The sequence below is a fragment of the Mycobacteroides franklinii genome (genome assembly GCF_002013895.1).
GTDB lineage: Bacteria > Actinomycetota > Actinomycetes > Mycobacteriales > Mycobacteriaceae > Mycobacterium > Mycobacterium franklinii.
On sequence record NZ_MAFQ01000012.1, the window covers coordinates 118,386 to 143,883 of the forward strand.

A 25,498-nucleotide genomic window follows, 5' to 3' on the forward strand; every position below is an offset into this window, starting at 1 on the left:
TGTCGAAAGGAGAAGGAAATTGAGCGCCATCGTGCCACTGTGGACCCTAGGGGCCGAACTACTCAAAGCGGCGGGCAATATCTTCGGAATCCGTTCGGGCACCGAAGAACCGCGATACTCGTCACGGCCTCTGACCGCTTCGGTGCAGATCAGGCAGTACAGCAGCCGAATCGCGGCAGAAACCACCGTCTTGGCCGATGACGACAGGGCCCGTAGCGAAGGTTTTCGCCGCCTTGCAGGTTACATTTTCGGCAAGAACCACCGACAGGCCAAGATCGCCATGACCGCACCGGTAGCCCAACAAAACGACACCATCGCCATGACGGCCCCGGTGGGCCAACTGTCAAGTGCTACTGGCGGTTCAACAATCCGTTTTTACATGCCGACGAAATGGACGCTGGCAAGCCTGCCCACGCCCGGCGATGAGAGCATCCGGCTCACCGAAGTGCCCGCCGAGACGCTCGCGGTGCTGCGCTTCAGCGGTGACCGATCGGCGCCCACTGTCGCCAGACGAACCGACGAGTTACTTAATACCCTGCGTGACAACAATATAAAGACCGCGGGTGATCCCCAAGCCTGGTTCTACGACCCGCCGTGGACACTCTCGTGCGCTCGACGCAACGAGATTGCGATTCCCATCCACGCACGGGGTGACGACGCCTTCTGAGGGACCACGCAGAGGACGGTGGAACTAGACTTCCCGATGATCGGAGACTTATGGGTATCAGTGGTTCGGTGATTGTCGACGCGCCCGTCGAGGACGTGTTCGCCTGGTACTCCAGGCCGGGTGCGTTCCATCGCTTGGCGGCACCGTGGGCGCCGGTCGAGTTGCGTACCGAAGCCGCCTCGCTGCGCGACGGGACTGCGGTACTGGATTTACCGGGAGGCTTGCGCTGGGTCGCCCGGCACGATCAGGAAGCGTTCCTGCCCGGCCGACGATTCATCGACGAAGGGGTCGCGACGGGATTGCGGTCGGCGGTCAGTGGCGTGTTGCCCTGGCGGCATATTCACGAGTTCGAGCCCGTCGGCGACAGCAGCACTCGGGTACGCGACACGATCGAAACTCCTGTTCCAGGGCGGCTTCTCGCCGAACTCATCGCATATCGACACCGGCAACTCACCGGGGATCTGGCCGCGCACCGCAGAGCAGCCGACCATGGAATGAATGCGTCGACAGTGGCCATCACCGGGGCATCGGGCCTGGTGGGTACCGCTCTTGCCGCGTTCCTGAGCACGGGTGGGCACCACGTAATCCGCCTGGTCCGCGGAAAACCCAAGAACCGCACCGACCGCAACTGGAAACCCGATGATCCGGACCCGGCCGCACTGGAGGGTGTCGATGCCATAATCCATCTGGCGGGTGCCACCATCGCCGGACGCTTCACCCCACGGCACAAAGAACTCATCGCATCGAGCCGAATCGAGCCCACTCGCCTCCTTTCCCGAGCCGCCGCATCCGCAGGTGTCGGCACCTTCGTCAGCGCCTCAGCGGTCGGGTACTACGGGAAGAACCGAGGCGATGAAACCCTCACCGAGACAAGCCCTCCCCCGCCGACAGCCGACTTCCTTTCCGACGTGGTCGCTCGCTGGGAGCAGGCAGCGTTAACAGGCGAGAGCGCCGGGACCCGTGTTGTCACCGTCCGCACCGGCATCGTTCAGTCGCCACGCGGCGGAACCCTCAAGCTCCTGCTCCCGCTTTTCCGGGCCGGTCTGGGCGGGCGACTGGGCTCCGGCACCCAGTGGTTGCCCTGGATTGGCGTCGACGACTTGGTAGACATCTATCACCGATGCCTGTGGGACCTTTCACTATCAGGCCCGGTTAACGCCGTGGCCCCCGGCGTGGTTCGCAACATCGACTACACACGCGCACTGGCCCAGGCAGTCCACCGCCCAGCGTTCTTACCAGTGCCCGCCTTCGGCCCGGCGCTGCTACTCGGACGCGAGGGGGCCGAAGAACTCGCGATGGCAAATCAGTGCGTTTCTCCTGCAACACTATTGGACCGCCAGCATGTTTTCCGCACTCCCAGTATCGGCCCCGCCTTGGGACATCTCTTGGGAAGCCATATCCCCTCGTGACTGTTATCTGGTGGGTCCGCCGCGATGTGCGGTTGGCCGACAATCCCGCGCTCCGGGCTGCCGCCGCGAGTGGTGATGTACTTGCCGTCTTTGTCCTAGACCCGCAGTTGCTTCGCAGCGCAGCCCGACCGCGAGATGCGTGGCTTGCCGCCAACGTTCTTGACCTTGACCAACAACTCGATGGTCGGCTCTGCCTCTGTTCCGGTGCGCCGGAACAGGTCCTGGTTGAGCTGGCTGAACGTGTCGGTGCTACTGAAGTGCACGTGGCCCGGGAGACGACCCCCTTCGGCAGGCGCCGGGACACGTTGGTGTCGGCCGCGCTGGCCAAAATCGGTGTGGACTGGATCGAGACGGGCTCACCCTACGCAGTGACGCCGGGCCGAATCACCAAATCAGACGGGACTGCGTATCGGGTGTTCACCGCATTCGAACGCGCCTGGCGTGAGCACCACTGGCCGCGCCCCGCCCAGCTGAAATCCAGCCCTTCCTGGACGAAGCCTCCCCGGTCCGCACGATCAGGCCCCGCCAGGTCGTTACTTGCCGAACTCACCCAAAGCTGCAGCATCACTTTGCCTCCCGCGGGTGAGGGTGCGGCCCGCATGCGGTGGGAACACTTCCTCACGCACGACCTCACTGGGTACGCCGTAGGTCGTGACCGCGCCGACGTCGACGCCACATCCAGGGTCTCGCCCTACCTCAAAGTCGGGGCGATCCACCCCCGCACACTGCTCGCCGACCTAGCATCCATCGCGGGCCAAGACGCCGCCAAGTTCGCCTCGGAGCTAGCCTGGCGAGATTTCTATGCCGACGTGCTCTACCACCAACCACACTCCGCGCACGCCGACCTGACCGATGCACTAGCGCATTTGACCTATACCAAGCCCGGCGAGGGCTTCACGGCCTGGCAACGCGGAGAAACCGGATACCCGTTGGTTGACGCCGGTATGCGGCAACTACTTGCCGAAGGTTGGATGCATAACCGAGTACGAATGGTCACCGCGAGCTTCCTTACCAAGGATCTCCATATCTGGTGGCCGCACGGCGCCAAGCACTTCATGAACCACCTCATCGATGCCGACAGCGCATCCAATACCCACGGCTGGCAATGGGTTGCAGGAACGGGCACTGATGCAGCGCCGTACTTCCGGGTCTTTAATCCGACGGCTCAGGCACAAAAGTTCGACCCGAACGGCGATTACATACGCAAATACATCCCGGAACTACAGCACCTGCCCGGCGCCTCGGCCATCGCACCCTGGAAGCACCCCGACGGCCATGCGCGCGGGTACCCGCCACCCATCCTCGATCACGCAGAGGAGAGGAACATCGCACTGCACCGGTACCGCTCCAGGCAAGACCACTAGCTATTCAGCTGCCACACCGAGAAATTCAGCACCGCCGCGAACGTCGACCATGCTAAGTAGGGAAGCAACAAGGTGGCGGCCCAACGGCTTCGGTGCCAGAACAGCATCACCGTTGCGGCAATGAATCCCCACAGCACGAGAATCTCGATGAATGCCACTCCCCGCCATCCAAGCCCAAAGAACAGCGGCGTCCACGCCATGTTCAGGACGAGTTGTATGCCGTACACGATTAGCGGCACACGATTTTCCCGTGACGGCTCTGATCGCCATACCAACCACGCCGATATCGCCATCGCTACGTACAGCACTGTCCACATGGGGCCAAATAGTGAAGCCGGTGGGGCCCATCCGGGTTGTTGCAGGCGTCCATAAGTGTCCGCAGCGCGCGCCGCAGCAGCACCGCCGACTCCCGCAGCGATGGTCACCGCAATGACAGACACGGCAAGCCCAGCCCATTCCCTGGGCCAGCGGCGCGAAACCCCTTGAGTCATAACGCCATAGTAAACAGAATTTCGCACGTCGGCGACGCTCTACCCAGATCTCGATTCACTACGCGGGCATTGCCGAAAGTGGGCGAGAGCAGGGTAGCCGTATAGGACTATCAATTCCTGGCTGAGGCAATCACGTTCTCAGGGCACGGCCAGTGGGCAATCGGCCGGATTTGGTCTTCTCAGGGGAAGAATTCATAGGATTGCTGCGCGAGACGGAATCCTCTGCTGGTGGAGGTGTCGACACAGATGAGGCCGACCTCTCGGCTTGAGCATTGGAAGGGCCCCACCTCCGTCTCGTCGCCGTACTTCAATACGAACAAGTTCTCACCACCTGCCGAATCTGAGATGCAGTGAAATGCCGGGATTTCGCCGATATTCATGGTCACACTGCGCCCCCACGCGCCATGGCAATCCTTAGTGGGCCGGGGCGGCGGGGCGAACGTAGCGTCGTTGAGATCGCACCGCACATAAGGCCTAGGCCAATCGTTGTCGATGACGCAGTAAATGTTGCGCGAAGGTGTGGTGAAGTGTCTGACCCCGTAGGTATCGGCCAGCGCAGGTGGTGCAGCAATCCCTAAGCACACCAACACTGCCCCGATAGCCGCGATAAAACTGGATAGCTGCGATGGCAGCACCGAAAACGGCTCAGCTGGCCTCAGGACAGCGCGGCGGGCAGCACCTCGACAATACCCGGCGATGTTCGCACAACAGTGCCGACTCGACGCGGTCACCGCCCACCGTCCCTGTGTTGTTCAGTGTTGGCGCAGAAGCGATCTCGCGCAGCCTCCGGGGACAGGCCGAAGCGGTCCAGGCCGTAATCCTTCTCCAGATGACACGGCGGAACGCTGCCGTCAGTCTTGACGCCATCGTTCTGGACGGACACCACCGGTACCAGCTCCTCGCCTGTGAACCGGTAGATCCGTGTAAGCCAGCTTCGCATCGGGCCGACCCCGTACTCGGCGATGAATCCGTCACCGGCATGCCAGAAGTCGACCCCGAAGAATGCTCCGGGGCTGTGCATGGTGTCGTCGTCCAGGTGCGGTGCGGGAACGACGGCAAGTTGTGTTGAGTCTTCGGTCGCGCGCCACAACACCCAGTGCGAGTTCGGGTGTGCACTGCCAGTGTCCAGGGACAGCAGCACTTCATCACGGCCGTCTCCGTCAAGGTCACGCAACAGCATGACACCCGAGTCCACCGAACCGTCGAGGTGATCGTCGAGTGTCTGCACCAACATCCCGTCTCTGTCGAGAACACGGATTTGGGCGGCGGTGTCCATGATCCTTTTCTCGAACCGGAGGCCCTGCGAGTCGGTGGAGGTCAACTGACAATCCGGGCCGCTCAAGTTGGTGAACTTGTCCGAGCATTCGGGAAGCACATCTGCGTAGGCGGGAGACGGCGCAAGCCCGGTGCCCAGCAGAGTAAAGGCACCCACCACGAGCGCGGCTCTTCTCATCGCACTTTCCGTAAATTGTCGATCGCGGTGGACAGCAGCCAATCGGTGGCACTGTTCGACTCGGATGACCGAGTCACCAAGAGCACTCCCCGCACACGCAGCAACGTGACAACTGCGAAGCGACGGGTGCCGTCGCCACACCAGTTCGCCGTGTCGAGCCGTAGGCCGATCGCATCGTCGGTGCGGTATTTGCCGGCAGGCAACTCATCGACTTGGACGACTGGATGAGACCCGCAGGGCTGCCCGCTCACGATCTGATACTGCTGACACCGTTTGGCCCAAGAGCGGACGGAGGTAAGCACATCAGATCCCGGGTGTTCGCGAAAGTACTGTGCTTGGGTATCACCTTGGAGATCAGCATTTTTCGGGTCGGTGCCGTAGCGCAGCACGTGGATACTTCCGATCACGGAGAACAGTGACTGATCGATCGGTAGTCCGTATCCGCCCGGGAACGGGAACGGCTCGCATTTAGTGGGCTCGGTTGCCATCGGCGGGGCGGTCGTATCCGCATCTGCGCCGGAGGTCCACTGATCGACGAACCATCGGCCGTTCCCAGAGGTCTGAGCAAGACTGGGCGCCAACGCCATAAACGTCGGCCCACCGGCGGTGAGGGCATCCGGGCTCGGGGCAGGCAGTGCGGGGTAGTTCTGCAGGCGTTGCAGAGTCAGTTTCATCAAAGGTTCGCCTAGATCGCTTAACTTGTCATTTTGGGCGACCAGGGTCAGTCCTCCAATCACCGCGACACCGACGGTGCGGGAGGAGTCCGGTTCAGCTCCGCCACGCAGACAGTGACCGTTGGTGGAGACGATCTTGATCCGAGTAGCGGTCACAGTGCCCACCACCAAGTTTGGCAGCAGCACAGGATGCAGGGCTGCCTGGCAGAGACCGGTGCCGCGGTAGTGCATCGTGATGTTGTCGCAATCAGCGACCCAACGCCGCGTCCGCTCTTGCAAGTCAGCTCCGGCATTACCGCGAATCAGGGCCATGCTGACTTCCGGATACCAAGATTTATCAACCACTTTGGGTCCGTGCGCCCTGGAGGAAACCACAGCCGCTCGCGCCGCGACCTGATCCGGCCGCTCCGAACATGAGGGGCGCGAAGCCCCGCCGAGGATTTCAGAGATCCCGGGATCAGCAGCGTCCTGCTGCGCTCCCCAACCCTCTGGCACGTCGGCAGCATTCGGAAGAAACTGGGACAGCTCAGCAGCAGACAAGTCGGCCAACTCTCGAGGCGCCGGCCCCGGGACCGGACGGCGGGAATCACGGTGCACCCACAACGCCGCACCGGCAGCCATGACAGCGACACACACAACAGCCACCACCACAGCCCAATATTTATGCAGCAAACTCCTCATCGGAACACAGTATGCCCGGCCACAACAGTTCTAGCGTCCGGCGCACCGGCGCCCAGCGCCGCAGCAGGGCGACCGCTATGCCGGACCTGACACACGAGGACGTCCTCCATTGGGGAACAACAAACCCGCACGATAACTGCTGCCGGTCTTGCGTTGCAGAGACCGTAGCGTTGCGATGGCTTCTTGGTCGGGAATGCCTGTGACGATTGGAAAGTCGAGGCCCGAACCGATAAGCGAACTTGCAAAACAGATTTCGGTGAGTAACAACACACGAGCCCAATCGAGGTCCGAAAGCGGCAATATTTCCTCGATGGCTGCTCTCAGTCGGCTTGTAAGACAATCAAATTCAGGCCAATCGTGAACGCCGAGCACTTCAATCGGGAATGGCACATAGCTGGCCGAGCCACCCCACTCAAGTAGCCCACCACGGATCAACTCACGCTCTTGAGGGCTGAGGTCGATTGCAACCAGTTGGCCCCGTTCATCCACTGCCATCTGTCCTACTCTCCTCCACCGGCGACCATTGAGGACAATTCCCATAGAGCGGTTAGCACTCCACCGCGGGAACCGAACGAAAACCTCAAGATGAAAGCACTCAGAGATCCGGCGATGTCGCTAAAGCCGCTGACACAGTCGTAGCTTTCAACGGTGGTCGAAACATTCTCCACGTGGGGGAAGCCGCACGTTCGCGCTCGATAAGCAGACCCGAATCCGTCAGCACTTCTTTGACTAAGCCGGTCAGATACTTACCACCGGTGAACAGCGCAGCGCCCGCCAGAACTGCCACCAGCATCTGGCCGACCCCGAGCGACAGTGACCACCGACTCTCACCAGTCAGGTCCTGCCACCAGCGGGTATAGCCACCGCGGAACGTGCACCACATACCCAGCGCCCCGGCGACGACCGCCCCCGACGCGGCCACCGCCAACACCGGCTTCGCCCAACGCACCTTCGCCCCATCAAATAGCGCAGTGATGACCGGCCGGGCGCCCCACATCGCAAGCTTGACTCCCCCACCAAGCGCGGTCAAGGCGAGCAGCAACGGTCCGGCCCATACGATCAGTTCAGCGGCGCCGTCGCCAGAGCGGTACAGGTTATGCAGCGCGGCCACCGCACCAACGACCAGAACGCTTCCAACAGCGAAAGCAGCAAGACGGTGACCACGACCACTTTCGGGGTCGGATTGGTGAACACGATCACGAGTGGGCAACTCTTGCACATCGCTGCGACTGAACGAGTCAGATCACGACAGTCCGTCACCGCTGTCAGACGTTCAGTCGATCTTCCATTCCCCCACACATCGCCTCCGTCAACTCCCGCAAATTCTGCAGAGACGTGACATTACGCCCGTCCACCGACTACTGTCCATGCGGATAGCAAACATTCTCCTTGCCGCGAGGACGCCTGTGCGCAAGAATCGCTCAGCAGCGACGAACGTGTATCCCCAGATGAGAGCACACCACCTGGCAACAGCCGCACTTCGCAGCTCAACCGACAGGAAGTCTGAATGAAACCGCTCATCGAACACCTAGCCGCGGCGGCGCCCAGCGCCAAACTTCCGCTATGACGGTCGCGTTTCTCGCAGCGACGCTGTTCGTCTTGTCGCTCGTCGGCTCGGTGCTGGTCATCCGTGGCACCTTCAAGAAGAACGACTGGGGCATCTGCTTGTCTTCACCCTCATGCCCGAGATGCGGTGTGACGATGTCCCTAATCCGTGCACCAAGGTCTTTCCGGCAAACGATGTGGGGTGGAGGCACCTGCAGCCAGTGCGATATTGAAGTGGACAAGTGGGGACGAGAACGCTCCTAGAGGAGCCCCCTATTCGGGCCGATTCGTTGGTGGCAGCTAGTGAATGCGGTCATTGTCAGCAGTGCCGCACCAATCATCAAGCTAGCCTTCATCTTCCATCTCATTCTGGGCGTCCCACTGGCCGTCCACGCGTTGTCGCACCGCTGCCGTGTAGACCTCGCCGAATGCACCATCGACAAGGATTTCCAGGATCTGGGTATCAGGATTGATGCGGGTGATGCATTGCGCGGTGCCGCGTTGCCAGAAATAGGTGTTATGGCTGACCGTACCGCCGGGCGCATCGTAGGCCTGGCGTAGGGTCGCTGACGCGAGCAAGCTCACAGCCTCCCCCGGCGCTGCGGAACCAACCGCGTGCAGCAACAACACGCTTCGGTACGGCACCCCGAAGAGGACCCCGAGCGGTGCACGGCCACCGAGCACCGTGTCAATCAGATGCGGCATGTTCAAGGCCTTGGACGCAATGAAGAACGAGTCGCCGGTCAACGCGAACACCTCGTGATCGAGGCGATCAATGGTCGTTGGCTCGGCATCGGTGTTGCGTTGCCCGACCTCGTACAGGAAATCCAGGTCGCGACCGGCGACATCGCTGTCGCTGACGGTGCGGACAGCGGTCGGTAGGTCGCGGCTCAACTCTGCGACAAGCCCGTCAAATGCCGGCCGGGCGTAGTTCATCGACAACATGCCAGAGGTATCCGGTTGTTGCAGGCGGGTGCGCACCTGCGCGAGGAACTCGACATAAGCCAGGTCGCCCACTCGCGGAGCCTCACGGGCCGCGAACTGCTGCCGGAAGTGAAACTCGACTGCCCCAGCCCATTCAGATTCGGGCAGCTTGGCGCATTGAAGCTGAAGGTTATGCAGCCAGTACTGGTGCCCGGCATCATCGACCAGCCGATCGTCGCCGGATGCATCGTGAGCGGCCGATTGCACGCTCAGGCCGCGGCGGTCCAGGTCCTGTACCGCCAGGGCGCGGATAGCCCTACGCCGTCGCTCGTCTGCGACGGCGACAATTCCATCGGCGGCCGGTTCGTTACTGTCGCTGTTCACTTGCCCTACCTCATACCGAGTCGCCGGGGCTGGTCCTGATGGAACATCTGCAATTCTGATTCGCGGGCGCTAATGCGGTTGCGGCCGAGTGTCATTGATGAGTGCCGACGTCGCCGCCAATGGCGTCAAGTCGGTACGGCTCAGATGGAAACCGATGTCTTTGCCGTATTCAACGCAGGTCAAGCCGCCGGTATCCATCCGGCATTCTGTGTCGTCCGTCAGCCTGATCGTGGAGCCGTACGCCAGCACGTTCGACACCGCGTAGACGACCGGATCTGGTGCGACGATGCCGTTTTGCAGGCTTTCAAACCCGAACGTGGTGACCGAGTCTTGCCAATTGCCCAGCAAGTCAACGGGTTTTGGTGTCCGTGGATATGTTCCGCGTGGGACATCGCAGACGAGTATGTATTTACGCCAGGTGCACATGATCGCGCCGGTAGGCGATCGGAAGTGCAGATAATCTGGCGAGCTGGCGGTCGGGGAATCCTCGGGCAGGTAACCGCCCACGTGAAAAGGCCCCGGGTCAACCAGTGCGCCTTGCGCAACGCGGGCCAGCTTCACCGTCGCATCGGCAGTGGGTTGGGGGAATTTCACGTCGCCGGGCGCTGGCGCAGTCGGTTCGGAAGGAATTGGCATCGAGTCGGGGCCGGTTGCTCGAGTCTCGAATTTGGCGTGCCGTAGGTTCTCGACGCTCTGGCGCATCAGCTGGGTGTCCTGCTGACTGAAAGCAGGTTCTGCGATCACCAGCAGCCCGCGAACCCGCAACAGCGATACTGTCCGGCCGTTTGTACCGGTCCGATCGCCGGGAATGTGAAAGCTAGTGATGTTGATGCCGTCGAGCTGGGGGGCGGGCACGCTCGCGAAGTGACATTGGTTGGCCCACTTGATTGTTTCGTCGATTACCGAAGATCCAGAATGCTCAAGTCCCAGAGTCACGGTGTCGGTCGAGTATGTGTCCTTACCGGCCTTACGTGACATGGACACCGAAGCGATCTTGCGGAAATTCCGATGTGAATCGGAGCGGTTGCCGACTTCGTCCGCGAAGGGCAATCGGCTGCAGCCCGTGGCGCTCTCGCCGTCCTCGGTGCTGTACGGCACGATCGGCGAGCTCTGCAAGACAGTCCAGCCCGCAGGTGTGTCGACAATTGAGGGCAGCAACTGCTCAAGGTCCTTGTCGGTGCGTGTGGTCAGGGCACTGGCATCGGCCTTGTCGGACAATGGTCTTGATGCTGGCCGGTCCGATGAGAGCCGCCGGATAGTGGTCGCCAGAATCGCGTCGGCTTCACCGGCACGATCATGCCGGTATCCAACGACGACAACACCGCGCACCCGCGCCAGCGAAATCACGCTTTCCCGGGTGCCTTCGCCCTGATCGCGGTGATCCCGGTTGTCGGTGAGATGAATCCGTGTGACCTCAACACCTTCCAGATTTCGAGGCGGGAGCACGCTGACAGCAGTGGGACTTCCCATCGAAGGGTCGCCAGGTGTTGCACCGGAGTATGTCTCGCGGTACTGGTGGCAGCGTTCGGCCCAGGCCACCGAGTCGGCGATCAGATCCGTGCCGAGGCGGTCACGCATGATGCGCACTGCCGCCTCCCCGGCGTTGCCGGCGATCCCGTTCTGCACGACGCCGGCCGAGCTGGCCGCCACCAGGTCGCTGCGCTGGAAGGGGATATCGGCGCAGCCCGAAGGCTCGACAGTGGTGTTTGGGCCGATGTACGGGCCCGGGATCCAGTCAGACGCGCCGGCAGTCAATGTGACGTCCCATGACGGGCCGGGATAGTCGGCCAGGACCGGAAGGAACCGGGCCAGCTCCACGTTCGAAGGGCGAACCGGGCCCGGGTCGATCGGACGCGGCTCGCTCGCCTGTCCGCACCCACCCATGACGACCACCAGCGCCACACAGGGCAACCCTCGCCTCATCCAAAACCCCTCCCTACCCATGACCGCCAGTGTGCCAGGCGGTGGGCAGCGAACTACAAACAAAGCCCAAGTCCGAAGCACCGCCTTCCCTGGCGTGATCGGGGCAACCTAGGGGTACGACGAATTGGCGCCACAGCGCAAGCCATCTGGCGTGCTGAACCGCACTCCCGTATTCCCGCAACCGGATGGAGCAAAGTACGTCGACGCATCTACCGCGCGATACTGGGCGAGGTCCGGAAAGTCGGGGTCAGCGCCCGCAGGCGTCGCCGCCATCACAGGAGGTGCAACGGCTGCTGCTGGAAGCCGCCGCCATGGTTTGCTCATCGGCCCAGACCAGCGAACACAGCGATCGGGCTACTGGCTAGAAAGTCCAGCTACCGCTCTCAGACAGCACGAATCCGTGCGTCTGCAAGGCTAGTTCACGGGATTTGGCATCGATTCTGCAGACCAACAGGTATCCAGGTGGTGAGCCGCACACATGGGTCCCCACCTCATAATTGGAGCCTAGCCACAGCGCATGACCGGTGGGCAGCGGGCGATAGAATTGTTGCCGATCTGGTTTGGGCACCACATCTGACGTGCTGCTGATCTTCGAGCTACCGGTGTGGTTGAGCATCTCCCACCACACCGACACATAGTTTTCGCCATCCGCCACACCCGGAAGGCGGCCAGCGCAGCTGCTGTCGTTGGTGAACCGCGAGTAGCTCATCGCACACCAAACATCCGGTGCGGCACGAAACACAGTTTGATAGGACTCGGCAATGTGGAAGTCGGCTGCCACTACGCGGGGCAGAGCGTCGAGATCAGGGACTTCCGGCTCACTTGCAGCTACCGGAGCACCGAGAAATGCAACGGCAATCAGCGTGACTACGCCGAAGGGTGCTTTCATAAAGCCGGGCAACATGCGCCGTGACGATACCGCATACGCATATCTTGTGGCTGCACACTGAAGTTACAGCTATTTGCGCACCGGGTCCTAGAGCCCGGAGCTATCGCTGTGTAGATGCGGTGCGGCTTCGATCGGTGGTGCGACCATGCACCGAAAGCTGTCTTCTCAGCTACCGCTTTTACAGTCTGGCCCCATAGTCGGACACTCGCCGGCTTCGATCGAGTTTTGCATTGCAAGTAGCTACGGGCGGCATCGCCCATCGAGCGCAAAACTTAGCCAGACCGAATCCCGACAAATAGGCGGGCCAGAGAGTGTTCTCCCTGGCCCGCCTATTGTCTGAAATTTCTTACAGCATGCAGGAAACGCAACCCTCGACCTCGGTGCCTTCCAGCGCCATCTGCCGTAGCCGGATGTAGTACAGCGTCTTGATTCCCTTGCGCCAGGCGTAGATCTGCGCCTTGTTCACGTCACGCGTGCTGGCGGTGTCCTTGAAGAACAGTGTCAGCGACAGACCCTGATCCACGTGCTGGGTGGCCGCGGCGTAGGTGTCGATGATCTTCTCGTAGCCGATCTCGTACGCGTCCTGGTAGTACTCCAGATTGTCGTTCGTCAGGTAAGGCGCCGGGTAGTAGGCCCGTCCGATCTTGCCTTCCTTACGGATCTCAATCTTCGAGGCAACCGGGTGAATCGACGACGTCGAGTGGTTGATGTAGGAGATCGATCCCGTCGGCGGCACCGCCTGCAGGTTCTGGTTGTAGATGCCGTGCTGCTGCACCGACTCCTTCAACCGCAACCAATCGTCCTGTGTCGGAATGCGAATCCCGGCGTCGGCGAAGAGCTGACGCACCTTCTCGGTCGCCGGTTCCCATACCTGTTCGGTGTACTTGTCGAAGAACTCGCCGCTGGCGTACTTCGACTTCTCGAAGCCACCGAACTTCGCGCCGCGCTCGACGGCGATGCGGTTCGACGCCTTCAGCGCGTGGTACAGCACCGTGTAGAAGTAGATGTTGGTGAAGTCCACACCTTCTTCGGAACCGTAGAAGATCCGCTCGCGCGCCAGGTAGCCGTGCAGGTTCATCTGCCCCAGGCCGATGGCATGAGAGTCGTTGTTGCCCTGCTCGATCGACGGCACCGACCAGATGTGCGTCTGATCCGACACCGCGGTCAGCCCACGGATCGCCACCTCGATGGTCTGCGCGAAATCCGGCGAATCCATCGTCTTGGCGATGTTGAGTGAGCCAAGGTTGCACGAAATGTCCTTGCCCACCTTGGCGTAGGACAGATCGTCATTGAACAGCGACGGCGTCGACACCTGCAGGATCTCCGAGCACAGGTTCGAGTGGGTGATCTTGCCGTCAATGGGGTTGGCGCGGTTCACGGTGTCCTCGTACATGATGTACGGGTAGCCCGACTCGAACTGCAGCTCGGCGAGGGTCTGGAAGAACTCGCGCGCCTTGATCTTCGTCTTACGAATCTGGCCGTTATCGACCATCTCGTAATACTTTTCGGTGACGTTGATATCGGCGAACGGCACTCCGTAGGTGCGCTCGACATCGTAGGGCGAGAACAGGTACATGTCCTCGTTCTTCTTGGCCAGCTCAAAGGTGATGTCCGGGATCACCACCCCCAGCGAGAGGGTCTTGATACGGATCTTCTCGTCGGCGTTCTCGCGCTTGGTATCCAAGAAGCGATAGATGTCCGGGTGGTGCGCGTGCAGGTACACCGCACCGGCACCCTGGCGCGCACCGAGCTGGTTGGCGTAGGAGAAAGAGTCCTCCAGCAGCTTCATGATCGGGATGACACCCGAGCTCTGGTTCTCGATGTTCTTGATCGGGGCGCCGTGCTCACGAATGTTGGTGAGCAGCAAGGCAACACCGCCACCGCGCTTGGACAGCTGCAGTGCCGAGTTGATGGAACGCCCGATGGACTCCATGTTGTCCTCGATACGCAGCAGGAAGCAGGACACCGGCTCGCCGCGCTGCTTCTTGCCCGAGTTGAGGAACGTCGGGGTGGCCGGCTGGAACCGTCCGTCGATAATCTCGTCGACCAACTTCTCGGCCAGCTGCAGATCGCCGGCGGCCAGGGTCAGCGCCACCATGACAACACGATCCTCGAAGCGCTCCAGGTAGCGCTTTCCGTCGAATGTCTTCAGCGTGTACGAGGTGTAGTACTTGAACGCGCCGAGGAAGGTCGGGAACCGAAACTTCTTGGCGTAGGCCCGATCCAGCAGCGACTTCACGAAGTTACGCGAGTACTGGTCGAGCACCTCGCGCTCGTAGTACTCCTTCTCGATCAGGTAATCGAGCTTCTCGTCCTGATTGTGGAAGAAGACCGTGTTCTGGTTGACGTGCTGCAGGAAGTACTGCCTCGCAGCCGCCGCATCCTTGTCGAACTGGATCTTGCCCTCTGCGTCATACAGATTGAGCATCGCGTTGAGGGCGTGATAGTCCAGCTCATCCGACGGGGCGCCGTGCCCTCGTGTTCCGGCGGTCACTGGTTCTGCAGTTGTCGCGGTTGGCGCCACGGTGTGTCCTTCCAAAATTCGTCGAGTCCGGCGAGCACCTGCTCCACATCGTCAGCGGTGCCCATGAGTTCAAAGCGATACAGATACGGCACGTCGCACTTGGCCGAGATGACCTTGCCCGCGTAGCAGTACTCGGCGCCGAAATTGGTGTTCCCGGCGGCGATGACCCCGCGGATCAGGGATCGGTTGTTTTCGTTGTTGAGAAACTTGATGACTTGCTTGGGAACGTATCCCCCGGCCTTACCGGGCACCGGATGCCCGCCGCCATAGGTCGGCACGATCAGAACGTAGGGGTCGTCAACTTCTATATCGCCGCGCAGCGGGATCCGGGTGGCGGGGCAAGCTCCCCCGCCCTGCGCTTCGCTTGCCCTGGCCAGCTTCTGGACGAAGCGGTGGGTGTTCTCCGACACGCTGGAGAAATAGACCAGATGGGCCATGCCCGGCTCCCGCACTACTTGCTTACTACTTATTAGGCAGAGACGGCGACGGCGCCGGCGAGCGCCTTGATGCGGTCCGGACGGAAACCCGACCAGTGATCGTCACCGGCCACGACCACGGGCGCCTGCAGGTAGCCGAGCGCCATCACGTAATCACGTGCCTCGGGCACCTCGGTGATGTCCACGATGTTGTACTCGATGCCCTGCTTGTCGAGGGCCTTGTACGTCGCGTTGCACTGTACGCAGGCGGGCTTGGTGTAGACGGTGATGCTCATGCGTAGCTCCTCAGCGAATCGATCGTAGACATCTCAACAAAGTTTTCAGCAGTCCAGCGCCCGGGAAAATTCCGCGCCGCCCGTGGTGGCTGAGCGCCGGGATTGGCCGCAATATCTGGCAAAAATCCGGCCCGGGCGGCCCGGATTCGTTCCCGGCCTTTCGGTGTTCCAGACACTACACCTAGTGTCCGACAATCGGAACTCATACAAGATGTTCGGAACAACATTCATGAAATTCCCTGGTCGTGAGACCTGCCACCCATGAAATTCCGGCGTGTCGCAACCGCGGCGTGTTCGGGCACGCGGTGATGGCTGGAACATATGGGGTGTCTACCACCAGGTACCGACACCGGCTAGCAGACCGCCCATCGCCGGGCAAACGATTTCGCCCGGCGAGTCTGTGGAAACTGTGAAGTTCTGTGGACGAATCTGGGGACAGATCCGGATTCCGCGGAAGAGCCCCTGGTTGTCGGCCACCCACGACACGAAAGTGGTACCCAGGTACCCGGTCAGCTGGGCCGCCACTTTTGTTCGCCCACGCCACGGAAAGCGGACCGGCGCAGTATCGGCGCTCCCTGAACGGCCGACGTGGGCAGGCTAAGCTCCCACGCCAAGGACTGCCGGTTTACTCAACGGCGCGACAATCACCATCACCGGAGGTAGTCCCACGATGACGTCATCCCCCGCAGGACCACCGCAGCGGATGACGCACACAGACGTCAGCTCGCGCAGAGTGTTCATGGCCAGCGCGGTCGGCTCGGCCATCGAGTTCTACGACTTCTATATCTATGGCACGGCGGCCGCACTGGTCTTCCCCGCTGTCTTCTTCCCGAACCTGAGCCATTCCCTGGCGCTCTTCGCCTCCATAGCCACCTTCAGCACCGCTTTTCTGGCCCGGCCAATCGGCGCCGCGATATTCGGCCACTACGGCGACCGCTTCAGCCGCAAAGGCACCTTGGTGGTCACCCTGATCACCATGGGGCTGGCCACCATGGCAGTCGGCATGGTTCCCGGCGCCGCCTCGATCGGGGCGGCCGCACCGGCGGCCATTGTCTTGTTGCGACTCGTGCAAGGCATTGCGGTCGGCGGCGAGTGGAGCGGCGCGGCACTACTCTCCGCCGAGTACTCGCCAAGCCACGATCGCGGCCGCGCCGCGACTGCCGTGCCGATCGGAACCTCAACAGGGCTGTTGCTCAGCAGTCTGGTCTTCCTCATCGTCAGCGTGACGGTCGGGGAAGAAAGCCCCGCATTCCTGTCGTGGGGATGGCGGGTGCCCTTTATCGCCAGCGGGCTCCTGGTGGCGGTGGGTCTGTACATCCGGCTCCATATCGCCGAGACACCAGAGTTCGTCGACGCGAAGGCTCACCACCAACTGGTCAAATCGCCACTGCGACAAGTGATGAAAGAGAACCCACGCACCCTGGTACTGACCAGCGGCACCATGCTGATCATCTTCACGCTGTCTTTCATGACCAACACATACTTCCCGGGATTCGCCCGGTCCGAATTGCACTTCTCCCGCGCGGCCATACTCACCGCCGGCGCGCTCGGGGCGATCGTTCTCATGGTGTCGGCAGCGGCCGGCGGAATCCTCAGCGACCGACTGGGCCGACGCAGAGTGATATTGACCAGCATGGGCCTGATGCTCCCGTGGACGCTACTGATCACTCCCCTGATGATCAGCGGCCCGTTCTGGGCCTACCTGGCAGCCATGGTGCTCACCTATGTGCTGTTCGGGCTCGCCTTTGGGCCGATGGCGAGCTTCCTGCCGGAGTCCTATCCCGTCGGTACCCGCTACAGCGGCACCGGGGTGGCGTTCAACGTGGCCGGCGTATTCGGCGGCGCCATCCCCCCACTGATTGCCGGTCCATTGCAGAACACTCTGGGCAGCTGGGCCGTCGGCCTGATGCTGCTGACGATCTGCGCCATCAGCGTCGCGTCCGTCTCCGGCATGAAAGAAACATGGGCCGGAGCTGGGCACTGAATTGCCCGCCACCGAAATGCGATGGCGGGCAACCAGTTTCCGTCAGTTATCCGCCGTCAACGCGTCCAACGCCTTGGTCAGCTCGGCGACCGTATCGGCATGCTCGCGCGGGTGCTTGCCATCGAAAGCCGAGGACGGCACCGCAAGCTTGACCTCTTCGAGCACGTTGGCAGTCGCAATCCCGGCAGCCTTGCGGGTCTCGTCGATCGCCCAGATACCGCCGTAGCGGCCCGCCGAGGTGCCGATCACGACAGTCGGCTTGCCCTTGAAGACGCTGGAGCCAAAGGGACGCGAGAGCCAGTCGATCGCGTTCTTCAGCGAGCTGGAAATGGTGCCGTTGTTCTCGGGGCTGACCAGCAGTACCGCGTCAGCGCCCGCGACAGCGGCGCGCAGGGCCTCGGCGGCCGCGGGCGCGCTGTCACCGTCTATGTCCTCGTTGTAGTGCGGAAGATCGGCCAGACCCTCGTAGATGCTCACACTCACCCCGGCCGGCGCGTTCTCCGCTGCCGCCTCCGCGAGCTGCCGATTGATCGATGCTTTGCGCAGGCTTCCGACGATTGCCAACACGTTCTTCTCTGCCATGGGGAACACCTTTCATCAGAGCGGCGCGTTTGTCGCACCAACATCCTGTTTCTTTGTCATCTTTTACAATACGGACCGTGGTCCGTTTGATTCCCAACGGCTAGTATCAATGTGTTATGGCTGGTCAAGAAATCCCCCTGCTTTCTGTCGACTCTGCGCAAAATCCAGCACAAGGACCCGTTCGAGAGCGAGCCATCGCAACCCGAAACCGCGCGCTACTGCTGGACGCCGCCCGCCAGCTTCTCGACGAGGTCGGCCCGGACGGCATGTCGATGGATGCCGTCGCCAACGCGGCAGGCGTGGGCAAGGGCACGCTGTTTCGCCGTTTCGGCAGCCGCACCGGACTGTTACTGGCGCTGCTCGACCACGAAGAGCACATCGAGCAGCAGGCATTCATGTTCGGACCGCCCCCTCTTGGCCCCGACGCTCCACCGCTCACCCGACTCATCGCGTTCGGGCGGGCCCGGCTTGCCTTCCTGGAACGGCACCTCGACCTCGCACGCGCCACCACCGCCGATGCCGACGCCTGGCACAACGCGCCGCCCACCCTGCTCGTCCGCGCACACATCCGGATGCTGCTGGCCCAGCTCGAATGCACTGGAGACCTCGATACACAGACCCATGCCCTGATGTCGATCATCGATCCCGGCTACGTGCACTTCGCCACCAGCGCCAACGGCCAGACACTGACAGGGCTCGGCGACGCGTGGGAAGACCTGGTGTGCAAGGTGTGCGCACGCTGACCGAGCGTTCTACAGTCGGGCAATGAGCAGCCTTCGCGAAGAGATCCGGTCCGCCCTCGACGTCTCCCCCACGATCGATCCGGCCGCCGAGGTGTCGCGACGGGTGGGGTTCCTCAAGGACTATCTACGAGTCAGTGGGACAAAGGGATTCGTGCTCGGAATCTCAGGCGGACAGGACAGCGCCCTGGCCGGGCGGCTGTGCCAGCTGGCGGCACAGGAATCAAGGCTCGAGGGGACGGAGGCTGAGTTCATCGCGGTGCGATTGCCCTACGGTATACAGGCCGACGAGAACGATGCCCAAGTGGCCCTTAGGTTTATCGACCCCGACCGCTCCATCGTCATCAACGTCAAAGACACCTCCGATGCCGCGGTGGATGCGGTGGCCGATGCACTCGGCGAGACACCGTCGGATTTCGTGCGCGGCAACATCAAGGCCCGGAAACGCATGGTCGTCCAATACGCCGTCGCCGGTCAGCACCGGCTACTCGTGGTCGGCACCGACCACGCCGCCGAGGCTGTCACGGGATTCTTCACCAAATTCGGCGACGGCGGCGTCGATGTCACGCCCCTCACCGGGCTCACCAAACGCCAAGGAGCACAGCTTCTTACCCACCTCGGCGCGCCTGAGAGCATCTCCCAGAAGGTGCCCACCGCCGACCTCGAGGATCATCGGCCCGCCCTGCCCGACGAGGTCGCCCTCGGCGTCACGTACGCACAGATCGACGATTACCTGGAGGGCAAGGCGGTCACCGTCGAGGCCGCCGACCGTATCGAACGCTGGTACCTGCAGACCAGGCACAAGCGGACCGTGCCGGTCACCCCGTTCGACGGCTGGTGGCGCTAAGAATCCGTCGACGGCGGACTCGTCCCGGCCCTCTGAAATCCGGGACGCAGTGCATTGGTGAAGGCGTGATTGACGAGCCGCATCGCGACGCTGTAGGGCCACCACAGCGTGCGCTTGAACAGGTAGAGCGCACGGATGTCGATCCCGGTGTAGACGAGGTAGCGGTTGTGGCGGATGCCGTGCACGATCCGGTCGGCCACCTTCTCGGGCGAGGTGGCATGCCCCACAAACCGGTTCACCCACTTACTGACGTCGGGGTTGTCGCGGTCCACTCCGGCGATGTCGACGGTGCGCACCAGCGGAGTGTTGACGGCGCCAGGCACCACCACGGTGACGCCGATCTTGTAGCGCGCCAGATCGAAGCGCAGGACCTCCGAGACGCCACGCAGCCCGTACTTGCTGGCGCTGTAGGCCGCATGCCAGGGCAACGCGACCAGCCCGGCTGCCGAGGACACGTTGACGATCTGACCACCGCTGCGGGCCTTGATCATGGCCGGCACGAAGCTCTCGATGACGTGGATGGGTCCCATCAGGTTGATATCGACCACCGAGCGCCATTGCTCGTGGCTGAGCCTGTCGACAGACCCCCACACGGATATGCCCGCGATATTGAGCACGACATCCATGCTCGGGTGCGTCGCGAGGATGTCCGAGGCGAAGGCGGCCACCGCGTCATAGTCGGAGATATCGAGCGCCCGGTAGGCGCTGACCTTCCCTCCGGCTGCCTTGATCTCCTCAACCACGGACTCGAGTCCGTCCACGGCACGGTCGGTCAAAAACAGGTCGGCGCCCTCGCGCCCCAGACGCAGCGCGGTGGCCCGTCCTATCCCGCTGGCGGCCCCGGTGACGAAGCATCGCTTACCGGTGAAGTCGTATGCCATTACTGAACCGTACCGGCCGTCATTCTTAAATTTCTGCGCGGTCCAATAGCAAACGGTACCTTCGGAATATGACGGTTGATAGCACGCAATCTCGCCGCAGTTGGTTACCGTGGGCAACTACAATTGCAGTAGTGGTGATAGCCACCACGGCATGCGCCGGCGGAACCTCCACCCACCTTTCGCGAGGCACGGACGACGCCCCCGCCGCCACCGGAGCCTCCACTTACCCCCAGGCCCCGGCGGCCCCCATGCGCGACTCGATGCAACAGGCCCCGCAACACGGCCCGCCGACGGAGGCCAAACGGGACATCGTCAAGACCGGGACTATGACGCTCATCGTGTCCAATCCGTCCGACGCCGCCGACAAAGCGGCCGGGTTCGCCGAATCGGCCAACGGCCGGGTGGAGAGCCGCTCGGAGGACGCGGGATCGAGATCTGGCCGTGCGCAGACGTCGATCGTGCTGCGGATACCGGCGGCCAAGCTCGACGGAGTACTGCGCGACCTCAAAGAACTCGGAAAGGTCAAGTCGGCCGACACCAAAAGCGATGACGTGACGTCACAGCGGGTCGACCTGGATGCCAGGATCGCGGCCCTGCAGACATCCGTCGACCGGCTGCTCGGGATCATGCGCGACTCCAAGGACACCGATGCCTTGATCAAGGCCGAAACCGAGTTGTCCAAGCGTCAAGCCGACCTCGATAGTCTGCGGGCGCAACGCAACCAACTCGGAGAACAAATCGCCTACAGCTCGGTCACCGTTACGTTCCTCGCCGAAGAAGTGGGCCTGCCGCCGACACCACCCAAGTACCAAGGGTTCTTCGGACAGATCGAGCGTGGCTGGGATGGTCTCGTCGCGGCGGGCAACAACGTGCTGCTGCTCTTCGGACTGCTACTCCCCTGGCTCGGCGCGTTGGCCGTTCTCGGCGGAGTCGGCTACGGCGTCCACCGTGTGGTGCTGCAACGCCGATCCGATACGACGCCGCTAGCGACCCAAAAGACTGACACGCCATAGGGTTTCAATGGTCGCGATCGCCCGGGCCGGGTCGGTGTCACGCCCGACGAACGAGCTGTCGCCCGAGACGGTGGACGCGGTGAGCGCCACGAGGGACCGCACCAAGGCGGGTAGATCGTCCGAGATCGGTTGCGCGCCGCGTTCATTCACCTCGATCTCGGCGATCTTGAGGATCTTTTCGATGACAACGTCGGTGAGGTCGTCGAGCAGCCCGGCGATGGTCGGGTCGGTGATCCGCGCCTCCTGGCACGCCTTCATCAACGGGTCATTGTGCGCGAATGACGCGGCGGCGCTGCCCACCATGCGGTTGGCGAACTGCTCGGGGGTCTCGTCTTCTCCGCGCGGCGCGAAGTAGTGGGTCAGCTCGTCGAGTTCCGCGAACGCATTGCCGACCATCTGCGCAAGCACCGAGTACTTGCTGTCGAAATAGAAATAAAACCCCGACCGGCCCACTCCGGCCCGCTCGCTGATCGCGCTGACCGAGAGGTCCGCGAAGCTGTGGTTTTCCGCGATCAGCTCGGCAACGGCAGCCATGATCGCGTCCCGCTGGCGATCACCACGGGTCTGCGTGCCACTGCGCGCTGGACTGACCACCTGCACAGTTTGCACTGAAACACGGCATGAACAGAACTTGACACCCGTCAAGTTCTGCGGCGAAGATGAGCTGGAGCACATTGACGTGCTTGCCGCGAGCGAAGGAGCGACGCCCCATGGCGACGATCAACAGCACCGATTACCTCATCGACCAGGCCAAACGCCGCCTTCCCACGATGAACACCCTTCCTGGGATGGGTTACGTCGAGAACTACCTCAACAATCGCGAATGGCCGCTCAAAGAGTTGGCCCCGCCGCCACCCGGAAGCGGTTTGAAGCCGGTGATGGGCGACCAAGGGCTGCCGCTGCTCGGCCACATGGTCGAGATGTTCCGCGGGGGCATCGACTGGGTGCTCAACATGTACCAGGAGCGCGGCCCGGTCAGCTGGTCACAGACCCCCATCGGCAAGATCGTCGCCGCGCTGGGTCCCGACGCCACCCAGGCGGTGTTCAGCAACGCGAACAAAGACTTCTCCCAGCAGGGCTGGGTCCCGGTGATCGGCCCCTTCTTCAGCCGTGGGCTGATGCTGCTGGATTTCCAGGAGCACCGCGAGCATCGGCTGATCATGCAGCAGGCGTTCCTGCGCAGTCGGCTGGCGGGCTACGTGGAGCAGATCGATTCGGTCGCAAGTGAGATCGTCGCCGAGTGGCCGACGAACGACAGCCGGTTCCTGTTCTATCCGGCCATCAAGGAATTGACCCTGGACGTCGCCTCCGTGGTGTTCATGGGCAACGAGCCGCATGCTCAGCATGAGCGGTTGGAGAAGGTCAACAAGGCATTCGTGGCGACCACCCGCGCCGGTGGCGCCATCTTCCGGTTCGGCCTGCCGCCCTTCAAGTGGTGGCAGGGGTTACAGGGCCGCAAGCTGCTCGAAGAGTACTTCGCCGAGCGGGTAGGCATTGCCCGCCGCAAGGATTCGGGCGCAGACATGCTGACAGCGTTGTGCCACGCGGAAACTGACGAGGGCGACGCCTTCTCCGACACCGACATCGTCAACCACATGATCTTCTTGATGATGGCCGCGCACGACACCACCACGTCGACCACCACGACCATGGCGTACTACCTGGCCGCCAATCCCGAATGGCAGGAACGGGTTCGGGATGAGTCGGACCGCCTGGGCGACGGCCCGCTGGACATCGACGCGTTGGAGAAGCTGGAGAGCCTGGACCTGGTGATGAACGAGGCGCTGCGCCTCGTCACCCCGCTGCCGTTCAATATCCGCTCCGCGGTGCGCGATACCGATCTGCTCGGATTCCACATACCGGCCGGGACCATGATCAACATCTGGCCCGGCATGAACCACCGATTGCCGGAGTTGTGGACGGATCCGGACACATTCGATCCCGACCGCTTCTCCGAACCGCGCAACGAGCACAAGCGTCACCGCTACGCGTTCTCACCGTTCGGCGGAGGTGCGCACAAGTGCATCGGCATGGTGTTCGGTCAGCTGGAGATCAAGGCCATCATGCACCGACTGCTCCGGCGGTACCGGTTTGAGCTGGCGCACCCCGACTACCAGGCCAAGTGGGACTACGCCGGCATGCCGCTGCCCATCGACGGCATGCCAATAGTCCTGCGTCCCTTGCACTGAGCGCGTGGGTCGCTAGCAGGCCAGACGGTTGGCACAGGCGGTGACCGCCTTCAGCGAAGACGTGGTGGCGTCGTGGGCGCGGCCCATCGCCCACGCGGTGCCGCTGCCGTTGGTGCCGTAGACGAAGGTGCACGTCTCATCGCCGTCGTGCATCTGGTGAAAGCTGAGCGTTTCCATCTGTATCCCGCGCTCGGACAGCATGGCGGTCAGCGCCGCCATGGGCCCGCAGGCGCTGACCGTTGATGATTCGATGCACTCATCGATCGCCAGCGTCGCCTGGTAGGTGCCGTTGGCCTCGGACCACTGGCCCAGCTTCAACACGCCACCACTGCGCTCATAGGTCTGACAGAACGAGGCCCAGGACATATCGCTGGCCTCCTCGCGCAGTCCGCGTGGCAGCGGGACGCCGAAGCGGGCCGTGAACGGATCGATCTGCGGGGAAATTGTTGTGTGGGAGAACATGTTCCGGTCTTTCATCCGAAGTGGAGGTGACCGACAGGTAGTAGCTTCGACCCACAGCGAGGGGTCGGTCTGGATCAGACCCCGCTGCGGGTTGCTACTACGAGATGACCGGAGAAGTACAACACGTGAACAACAGTAGACGCGGCGTCTGATTAGCGCAAATACTTTCCCAGAACCAGCATCGATCGTTCGTGGTCGGGATCGGGAGGATCGTCGACGAGGACGCGCAGACGTTCGGTGATGGTGTCACCGTCCAGATGGGTGCCGATGAGCACCAGACTCGCCCCCGACGAGAAATCGGCTCGTTTGGGCACCTTGTCGATACTGATGTGGTCTCCCACGGTGTGCACGGCCAGCATCTTGTCACCCAACCGCACCAGGCCCTTGATGCGATAGACACCGGCGGGCTGGCTGTCGAGGAACTCGATGAGCCGTCGCGGATGCAGCGGCTGCTCGGTGGCGAACTCCACCGTCTCATAGTGATGGTGCGCATGGTGCTCATGACCGTGGTCCTCGCGAATGAGGTCCTCAAGCGAGAGCTGACCGACCGGCGCAGGCCGTTCCTTCTTGTCGAACAGCAGCCGGGGGTCCACATCGGCCCCGGCGGTCTCCACGATCGACGCACGCGGGTTACGTTCCTTGACGACGGCACGTAGGTGAGTGCGATCTCCTGCGTCGGCCAGGTCAATCTTGTTGAGAACCACCAGATCCGCCAAGTCCAGGTGCTGGACGACCTCCGGATGCCGGGCCGCGACGTCCTCGTACTGGGCGGTGTCGACGACGGTGACCAGCCCTCCGTAACCGATCCGGCGGTCCTCGGCCGTCGCGGCGAGCACCATCCGCACCAAGGGCAGCGGCTCGGCCAGCCCGCTCGCCTCGATGACGATGGCGTCGATATCCCGGCCGGCGAGGGTGGTCAGCATGGCGCCCAGTTCGTCGTCCTCGGCGGCACAGCACAGGCATCCGTTGGACATCGTCATGGTCGAGTCGACCTGACCGGCGACCAGCATGGCGTCAATGTTGATGGCACCGAAGTCATTGACTACCACGCCAATTCGAACACCCAGGGTGTTGCGCAACAGGTTGTTCAGCAGCGTTGTCTTGCCGGCACCCAAGAAGCCGGAGACGATGGTGACCGGGATCAAGCTGTGTTCTCGACA

General features: G+C 62.4%; 24 protein-coding genes and 1 pseudogene. 8 read left to right on the forward strand and 17 right to left on the reverse strand.

Features of this window, described 5'->3' with window-relative positions:
• Positions 1–19 precede the first annotated feature (19 nt).
• The 3 genes from B4393_RS20605 to B4393_RS20615 are packed head-to-tail and all read left to right on the forward strand — an operon-like array spanning position 20 to position 3,440.
• Positions 20–667: an SOUL family heme-binding protein gene (locus tag B4393_RS20605; RefSeq protein WP_078335664.1), complete on the forward strand. Its 648-nt coding sequence runs from the start codon at positions 20–22 to the stop codon at positions 665–667.
• A 50-nt stretch (positions 668–717) separates the two neighbouring features.
• Complete coding sequence (locus B4393_RS20610) at positions 718–2,076, forward strand: TIGR01777 family oxidoreductase (protein ID WP_078335665.1); 1,359 nt, start codon at positions 718–720, stop codon at positions 2,074–2,076.
• Positions 2,073–3,440 (forward strand): cryptochrome/photolyase family protein, encoded by a 1,368-nt coding sequence (locus B4393_RS20615; protein ID WP_078335666.1) that lies wholly within the window; start codon positions 2,073–2,075, stop codon positions 3,438–3,440. Before B4393_RS20610 ends, B4393_RS20615 begins: the two co-directional genes overlap by 4 nt.
• On the opposite strand, the gene B4393_RS20620 is transcribed toward B4393_RS20615, so the two are convergent.
• The 12 genes and pseudogenes from B4393_RS20620 to B4393_RS20670 all read right to left on the reverse strand — a co-directional run bounded on the left by B4393_RS20620 (position 3,437) and on the right by B4393_RS20670 (position 15,640).
• Positions 3,437–3,931: a TspO/MBR family protein gene (locus B4393_RS20620; protein WP_078335667.1), complete on the reverse strand. Its 495-nt coding sequence runs from the start codon at positions 3,929–3,931 to the stop codon at positions 3,437–3,439. The two genes, B4393_RS20615 and B4393_RS20620, sit on opposite strands and share 4 nt — an antisense overlap.
• A gap of 179 nt (positions 3,932–4,110) precedes the next feature.
• Positions 4,111–4,662 (reverse strand): DUF6636 domain-containing protein, encoded by a 552-nt coding sequence (locus B4393_RS28410; RefSeq protein WP_330359282.1) that lies wholly within the window; start codon positions 4,660–4,662, stop codon positions 4,111–4,113.
• Positions 4,659–5,384 (reverse strand): hypothetical protein, encoded by a 726-nt coding sequence (locus B4393_RS20630; protein WP_109558523.1) that lies wholly within the window; start codon positions 5,382–5,384, stop codon positions 4,659–4,661. Before B4393_RS20630 ends, B4393_RS28410 begins: the two co-directional genes overlap by 4 nt.
• Positions 5,381–6,739, reverse strand: coding sequence for a hypothetical protein (locus B4393_RS20635; protein ID WP_236743199.1), 1,359 nt, complete (start codon positions 6,737–6,739; stop codon positions 5,381–5,383). The genes B4393_RS20630 and B4393_RS20635 overlap by 4 nt, the downstream gene beginning before the upstream one ends.
• A gap of 75 nt (positions 6,740–6,814) precedes the next feature.
• Positions 6,815–7,234 (reverse strand): hypothetical protein, encoded by a 420-nt coding sequence (locus tag B4393_RS27590; RefSeq protein WP_133052592.1) that lies wholly within the window; start codon positions 7,232–7,234, stop codon positions 6,815–6,817.
• A gap of 180 nt (positions 7,235–7,414) precedes the next feature.
• A pseudogene (locus B4393_RS20640) lies at positions 7,415–8,038 on the reverse strand (hypothetical protein); the annotation flags it as partial.
• 591 nt (positions 8,039–8,629) lie between these two features.
• Positions 8,630–9,592, reverse strand: coding sequence for a hypothetical protein (locus B4393_RS20645; RefSeq protein ID WP_078335669.1), 963 nt, complete (start codon positions 9,590–9,592; stop codon positions 8,630–8,632).
• Positions 9,593–9,661: 69 nt separating this feature from the next.
• A complete protein-coding gene (locus tag B4393_RS20650; RefSeq protein ID WP_165758507.1) occupies positions 9,662–11,515 on the reverse strand; it encodes a hypothetical protein in 1,854 nt (617 codons plus the stop codon).
• A 361-nt stretch (positions 11,516–11,876) separates the two neighbouring features.
• The gene (locus B4393_RS20655) at positions 11,877–12,419 is read right to left on the reverse strand and encodes a hypothetical protein (RefSeq protein ID WP_133052591.1); all 543 of its coding nucleotides are present in this window, start codon (positions 12,417–12,419) and stop codon (positions 11,877–11,879) included.
• A gap of 331 nt (positions 12,420–12,750) precedes the next feature.
• Positions 12,751–14,832: a class 1b ribonucleoside-diphosphate reductase subunit alpha gene (gene nrdE / locus B4393_RS20660; protein ID WP_232783616.1), complete on the reverse strand. Its 2,082-nt coding sequence runs from the start codon at positions 14,830–14,832 to the stop codon at positions 12,751–12,753.
• Between the two features lie 62 nt (positions 14,833–14,894).
• Positions 14,895–15,365, reverse strand: a complete 471-nt coding sequence (gene nrdI / locus B4393_RS20665; RefSeq protein ID WP_078335707.1) for a class Ib ribonucleoside-diphosphate reductase assembly flavoprotein NrdI — start codon at positions 15,363–15,365, stop codon at positions 14,895–14,897.
• A gap of 32 nt (positions 15,366–15,397) precedes the next feature.
• Positions 15,398–15,640 carry a redoxin NrdH gene (locus B4393_RS20670; RefSeq protein WP_046254347.1) on the reverse strand — a complete coding sequence of 81 codons (243 nt, stop codon included), beginning with the start codon at positions 15,638–15,640 and terminating at the stop codon, positions 15,398–15,400.
• A gap of 670 nt (positions 15,641–16,310) precedes the next feature.
• On the opposite strand from B4393_RS20670, the gene B4393_RS20685 reads away from it, so the two are divergent.
• On the forward strand, positions 16,311–17,624 hold the full coding sequence (locus B4393_RS20685) for an MFS transporter (RefSeq protein ID WP_078335673.1): 1,314 nt from the start codon (positions 16,311–16,313) through the stop codon (positions 17,622–17,624).
• A 42-nt stretch (positions 17,625–17,666) separates the two neighbouring features.
• On the opposite strand, the gene B4393_RS20690 is transcribed toward B4393_RS20685, so the two are convergent.
• Complete coding sequence (locus tag B4393_RS20690; RefSeq protein WP_078335708.1) at positions 17,667–18,191, reverse strand: NADPH-dependent FMN reductase; 525 nt, start codon at positions 18,189–18,191, stop codon at positions 17,667–17,669.
• 131 nt (positions 18,192–18,322) lie between these two features.
• Here B4393_RS20690 and B4393_RS20695 point away from each other — a divergent pair, with 131 nt between their 5' ends.
• Together B4393_RS20695 and nadE are read left to right on the forward strand one after the other, a co-directional pair.
• On the forward strand, positions 18,323–18,949 hold the full coding sequence (locus B4393_RS20695) for a TetR/AcrR family transcriptional regulator (RefSeq protein ID WP_078335674.1): 627 nt from the start codon (positions 18,323–18,325) through the stop codon (positions 18,947–18,949).
• A gap of 22 nt (positions 18,950–18,971) precedes the next feature.
• Positions 18,972–19,793, forward strand: coding sequence for an ammonia-dependent NAD(+) synthetase (nadE, locus tag B4393_RS20700; RefSeq protein ID WP_078335675.1), 822 nt, complete (start codon positions 18,972–18,974; stop codon positions 19,791–19,793).
• On the opposite strand, the gene B4393_RS20705 is transcribed toward nadE, so the two are convergent.
• Positions 19,790–20,674 carry an SDR family oxidoreductase gene (locus tag B4393_RS20705; RefSeq protein ID WP_078335676.1) on the reverse strand — a complete coding sequence of 295 codons (885 nt, stop codon included), beginning with the start codon at positions 20,672–20,674 and terminating at the stop codon, positions 19,790–19,792. The genes nadE and B4393_RS20705 overlap by 4 nt on opposite strands.
• Before the next feature lie 137 nt (positions 20,675–20,811).
• On the opposite strand from B4393_RS20705, the gene B4393_RS20710 reads away from it, so the two are divergent.
• A complete protein-coding gene (locus tag B4393_RS20710) occupies positions 20,812–21,687 on the forward strand; it encodes a DUF4349 domain-containing protein (RefSeq protein ID WP_413816159.1) in 876 nt (291 codons plus the stop codon).
• On the opposite strand, the gene B4393_RS20715 is transcribed toward B4393_RS20710, so the two are convergent.
• Entirely contained in the window at positions 21,658–22,281 is a 624-nt protein-coding gene (locus B4393_RS20715; RefSeq protein ID WP_078335709.1) for a TetR/AcrR family transcriptional regulator, read from the reverse strand. The two genes, B4393_RS20710 and B4393_RS20715, sit on opposite strands and share 30 nt — an antisense overlap.
• A gap of 116 nt (positions 22,282–22,397) precedes the next feature.
• On the opposite strand from B4393_RS20715, the gene B4393_RS20720 reads away from it, so the two are divergent.
• Entirely contained in the window at positions 22,398–23,876 is a 1,479-nt protein-coding gene (locus B4393_RS20720; protein ID WP_078335678.1) for a cytochrome P450, read from the forward strand.
• Positions 23,877–23,888: 12 nt separating this feature from the next.
• Here B4393_RS20720 and B4393_RS20725 read toward each other — a convergent pair whose 3' ends face one another.
• Positions 23,889–24,338, reverse strand: a complete 450-nt coding sequence (locus tag B4393_RS20725; RefSeq protein WP_078280758.1) for a 2-isopropylmalate synthase — start codon at positions 24,336–24,338, stop codon at positions 23,889–23,891.
• Positions 24,339–24,490: 152 nt separating this feature from the next.
• Positions 24,491–25,483 carry a CobW family GTP-binding protein gene (locus B4393_RS20730; protein ID WP_078335679.1) on the reverse strand — a complete coding sequence of 331 codons (993 nt, stop codon included), beginning with the start codon at positions 25,481–25,483 and terminating at the stop codon, positions 24,491–24,493.
• Positions 25,484–25,498 lie beyond the last annotated feature (15 nt).

Coding starts and splice junctions, on each gene's coding strand:
- B4393_RS20610 (WP_078335665.1), top strand. CDS start 718: ATGGGTATCAGTGGTTCGGTGATTGTCGACGCGCCCGTCGAGGACGTG.
- B4393_RS20620 (WP_078335667.1), bottom strand. CDS start 3,931: ATGACTCAAGGGGTTTCGCGCCGCTGGCCCAGGGAATGGGCTGGGCTT.
- B4393_RS20630 (WP_109558523.1), bottom strand. CDS start 5,384: ATGAGAAGAGCCGCGCTCGTGGTGGGTGCCTTTACTCTGCTGGGCACC.
- B4393_RS20635 (WP_236743199.1), bottom strand. CDS start 6,739: ATGAGGAGTTTGCTGCATAAATATTGGGCTGTGGTGGTGGCTGTTGTG.
- B4393_RS27590 (WP_133052592.1), bottom strand. CDS start 7,234: ATGGCAGTGGATGAACGGGGCCAACTGGTTGCAATCGACCTCAGCCCT.
- B4393_RS20650 (WP_165758507.1), bottom strand. CDS start 11,515: ATGAGGCGAGGGTTGCCCTGTGTGGCGCTGGTGGTCGTCATGGGTGGG.
- B4393_RS20655 (WP_133052591.1), bottom strand. CDS start 12,419: ATGTTGCCCGGCTTTATGAAAGCACCCTTCGGCGTAGTCACGCTGATT.
- nrdE (WP_232783616.1), bottom strand. CDS start 14,832: ATGCTCAATCTGTATGACGCAGAGGGCAAGATCCAGTTCGACAAGGAT.
- nrdI (WP_078335707.1), bottom strand. CDS start 15,365: ATGGCCCATCTGGTCTATTTCTCCAGCGTGTCGGAGAACACCCACCGC.
- B4393_RS20670 (WP_046254347.1), bottom strand. CDS start 15,640: ATGAGCATCACCGTCTACACCAAGCCCGCCTGCGTACAGTGCAACGCG.
- B4393_RS20685 (WP_078335673.1), top strand. CDS start 16,311: ATGACGTCATCCCCCGCAGGACCACCGCAGCGGATGACGCACACAGAC.
- B4393_RS20695 (WP_078335674.1), top strand. CDS start 18,323: ATGGCTGGTCAAGAAATCCCCCTGCTTTCTGTCGACTCTGCGCAAAAT.
- nadE (WP_078335675.1), top strand. CDS start 18,972: ATGAGCAGCCTTCGCGAAGAGATCCGGTCCGCCCTCGACGTCTCCCCC.
- B4393_RS20705 (WP_078335676.1), bottom strand. CDS start 20,674: ATGGCATACGACTTCACCGGTAAGCGATGCTTCGTCACCGGGGCCGCC.
- B4393_RS20720 (WP_078335678.1), top strand. CDS start 22,398: ATGGCGACGATCAACAGCACCGATTACCTCATCGACCAGGCCAAACGC.
- B4393_RS20725 (WP_078280758.1), bottom strand. CDS start 24,338: ATGTTCTCCCACACAACAATTTCCCCGCAGATCGATCCGTTCACGGCC.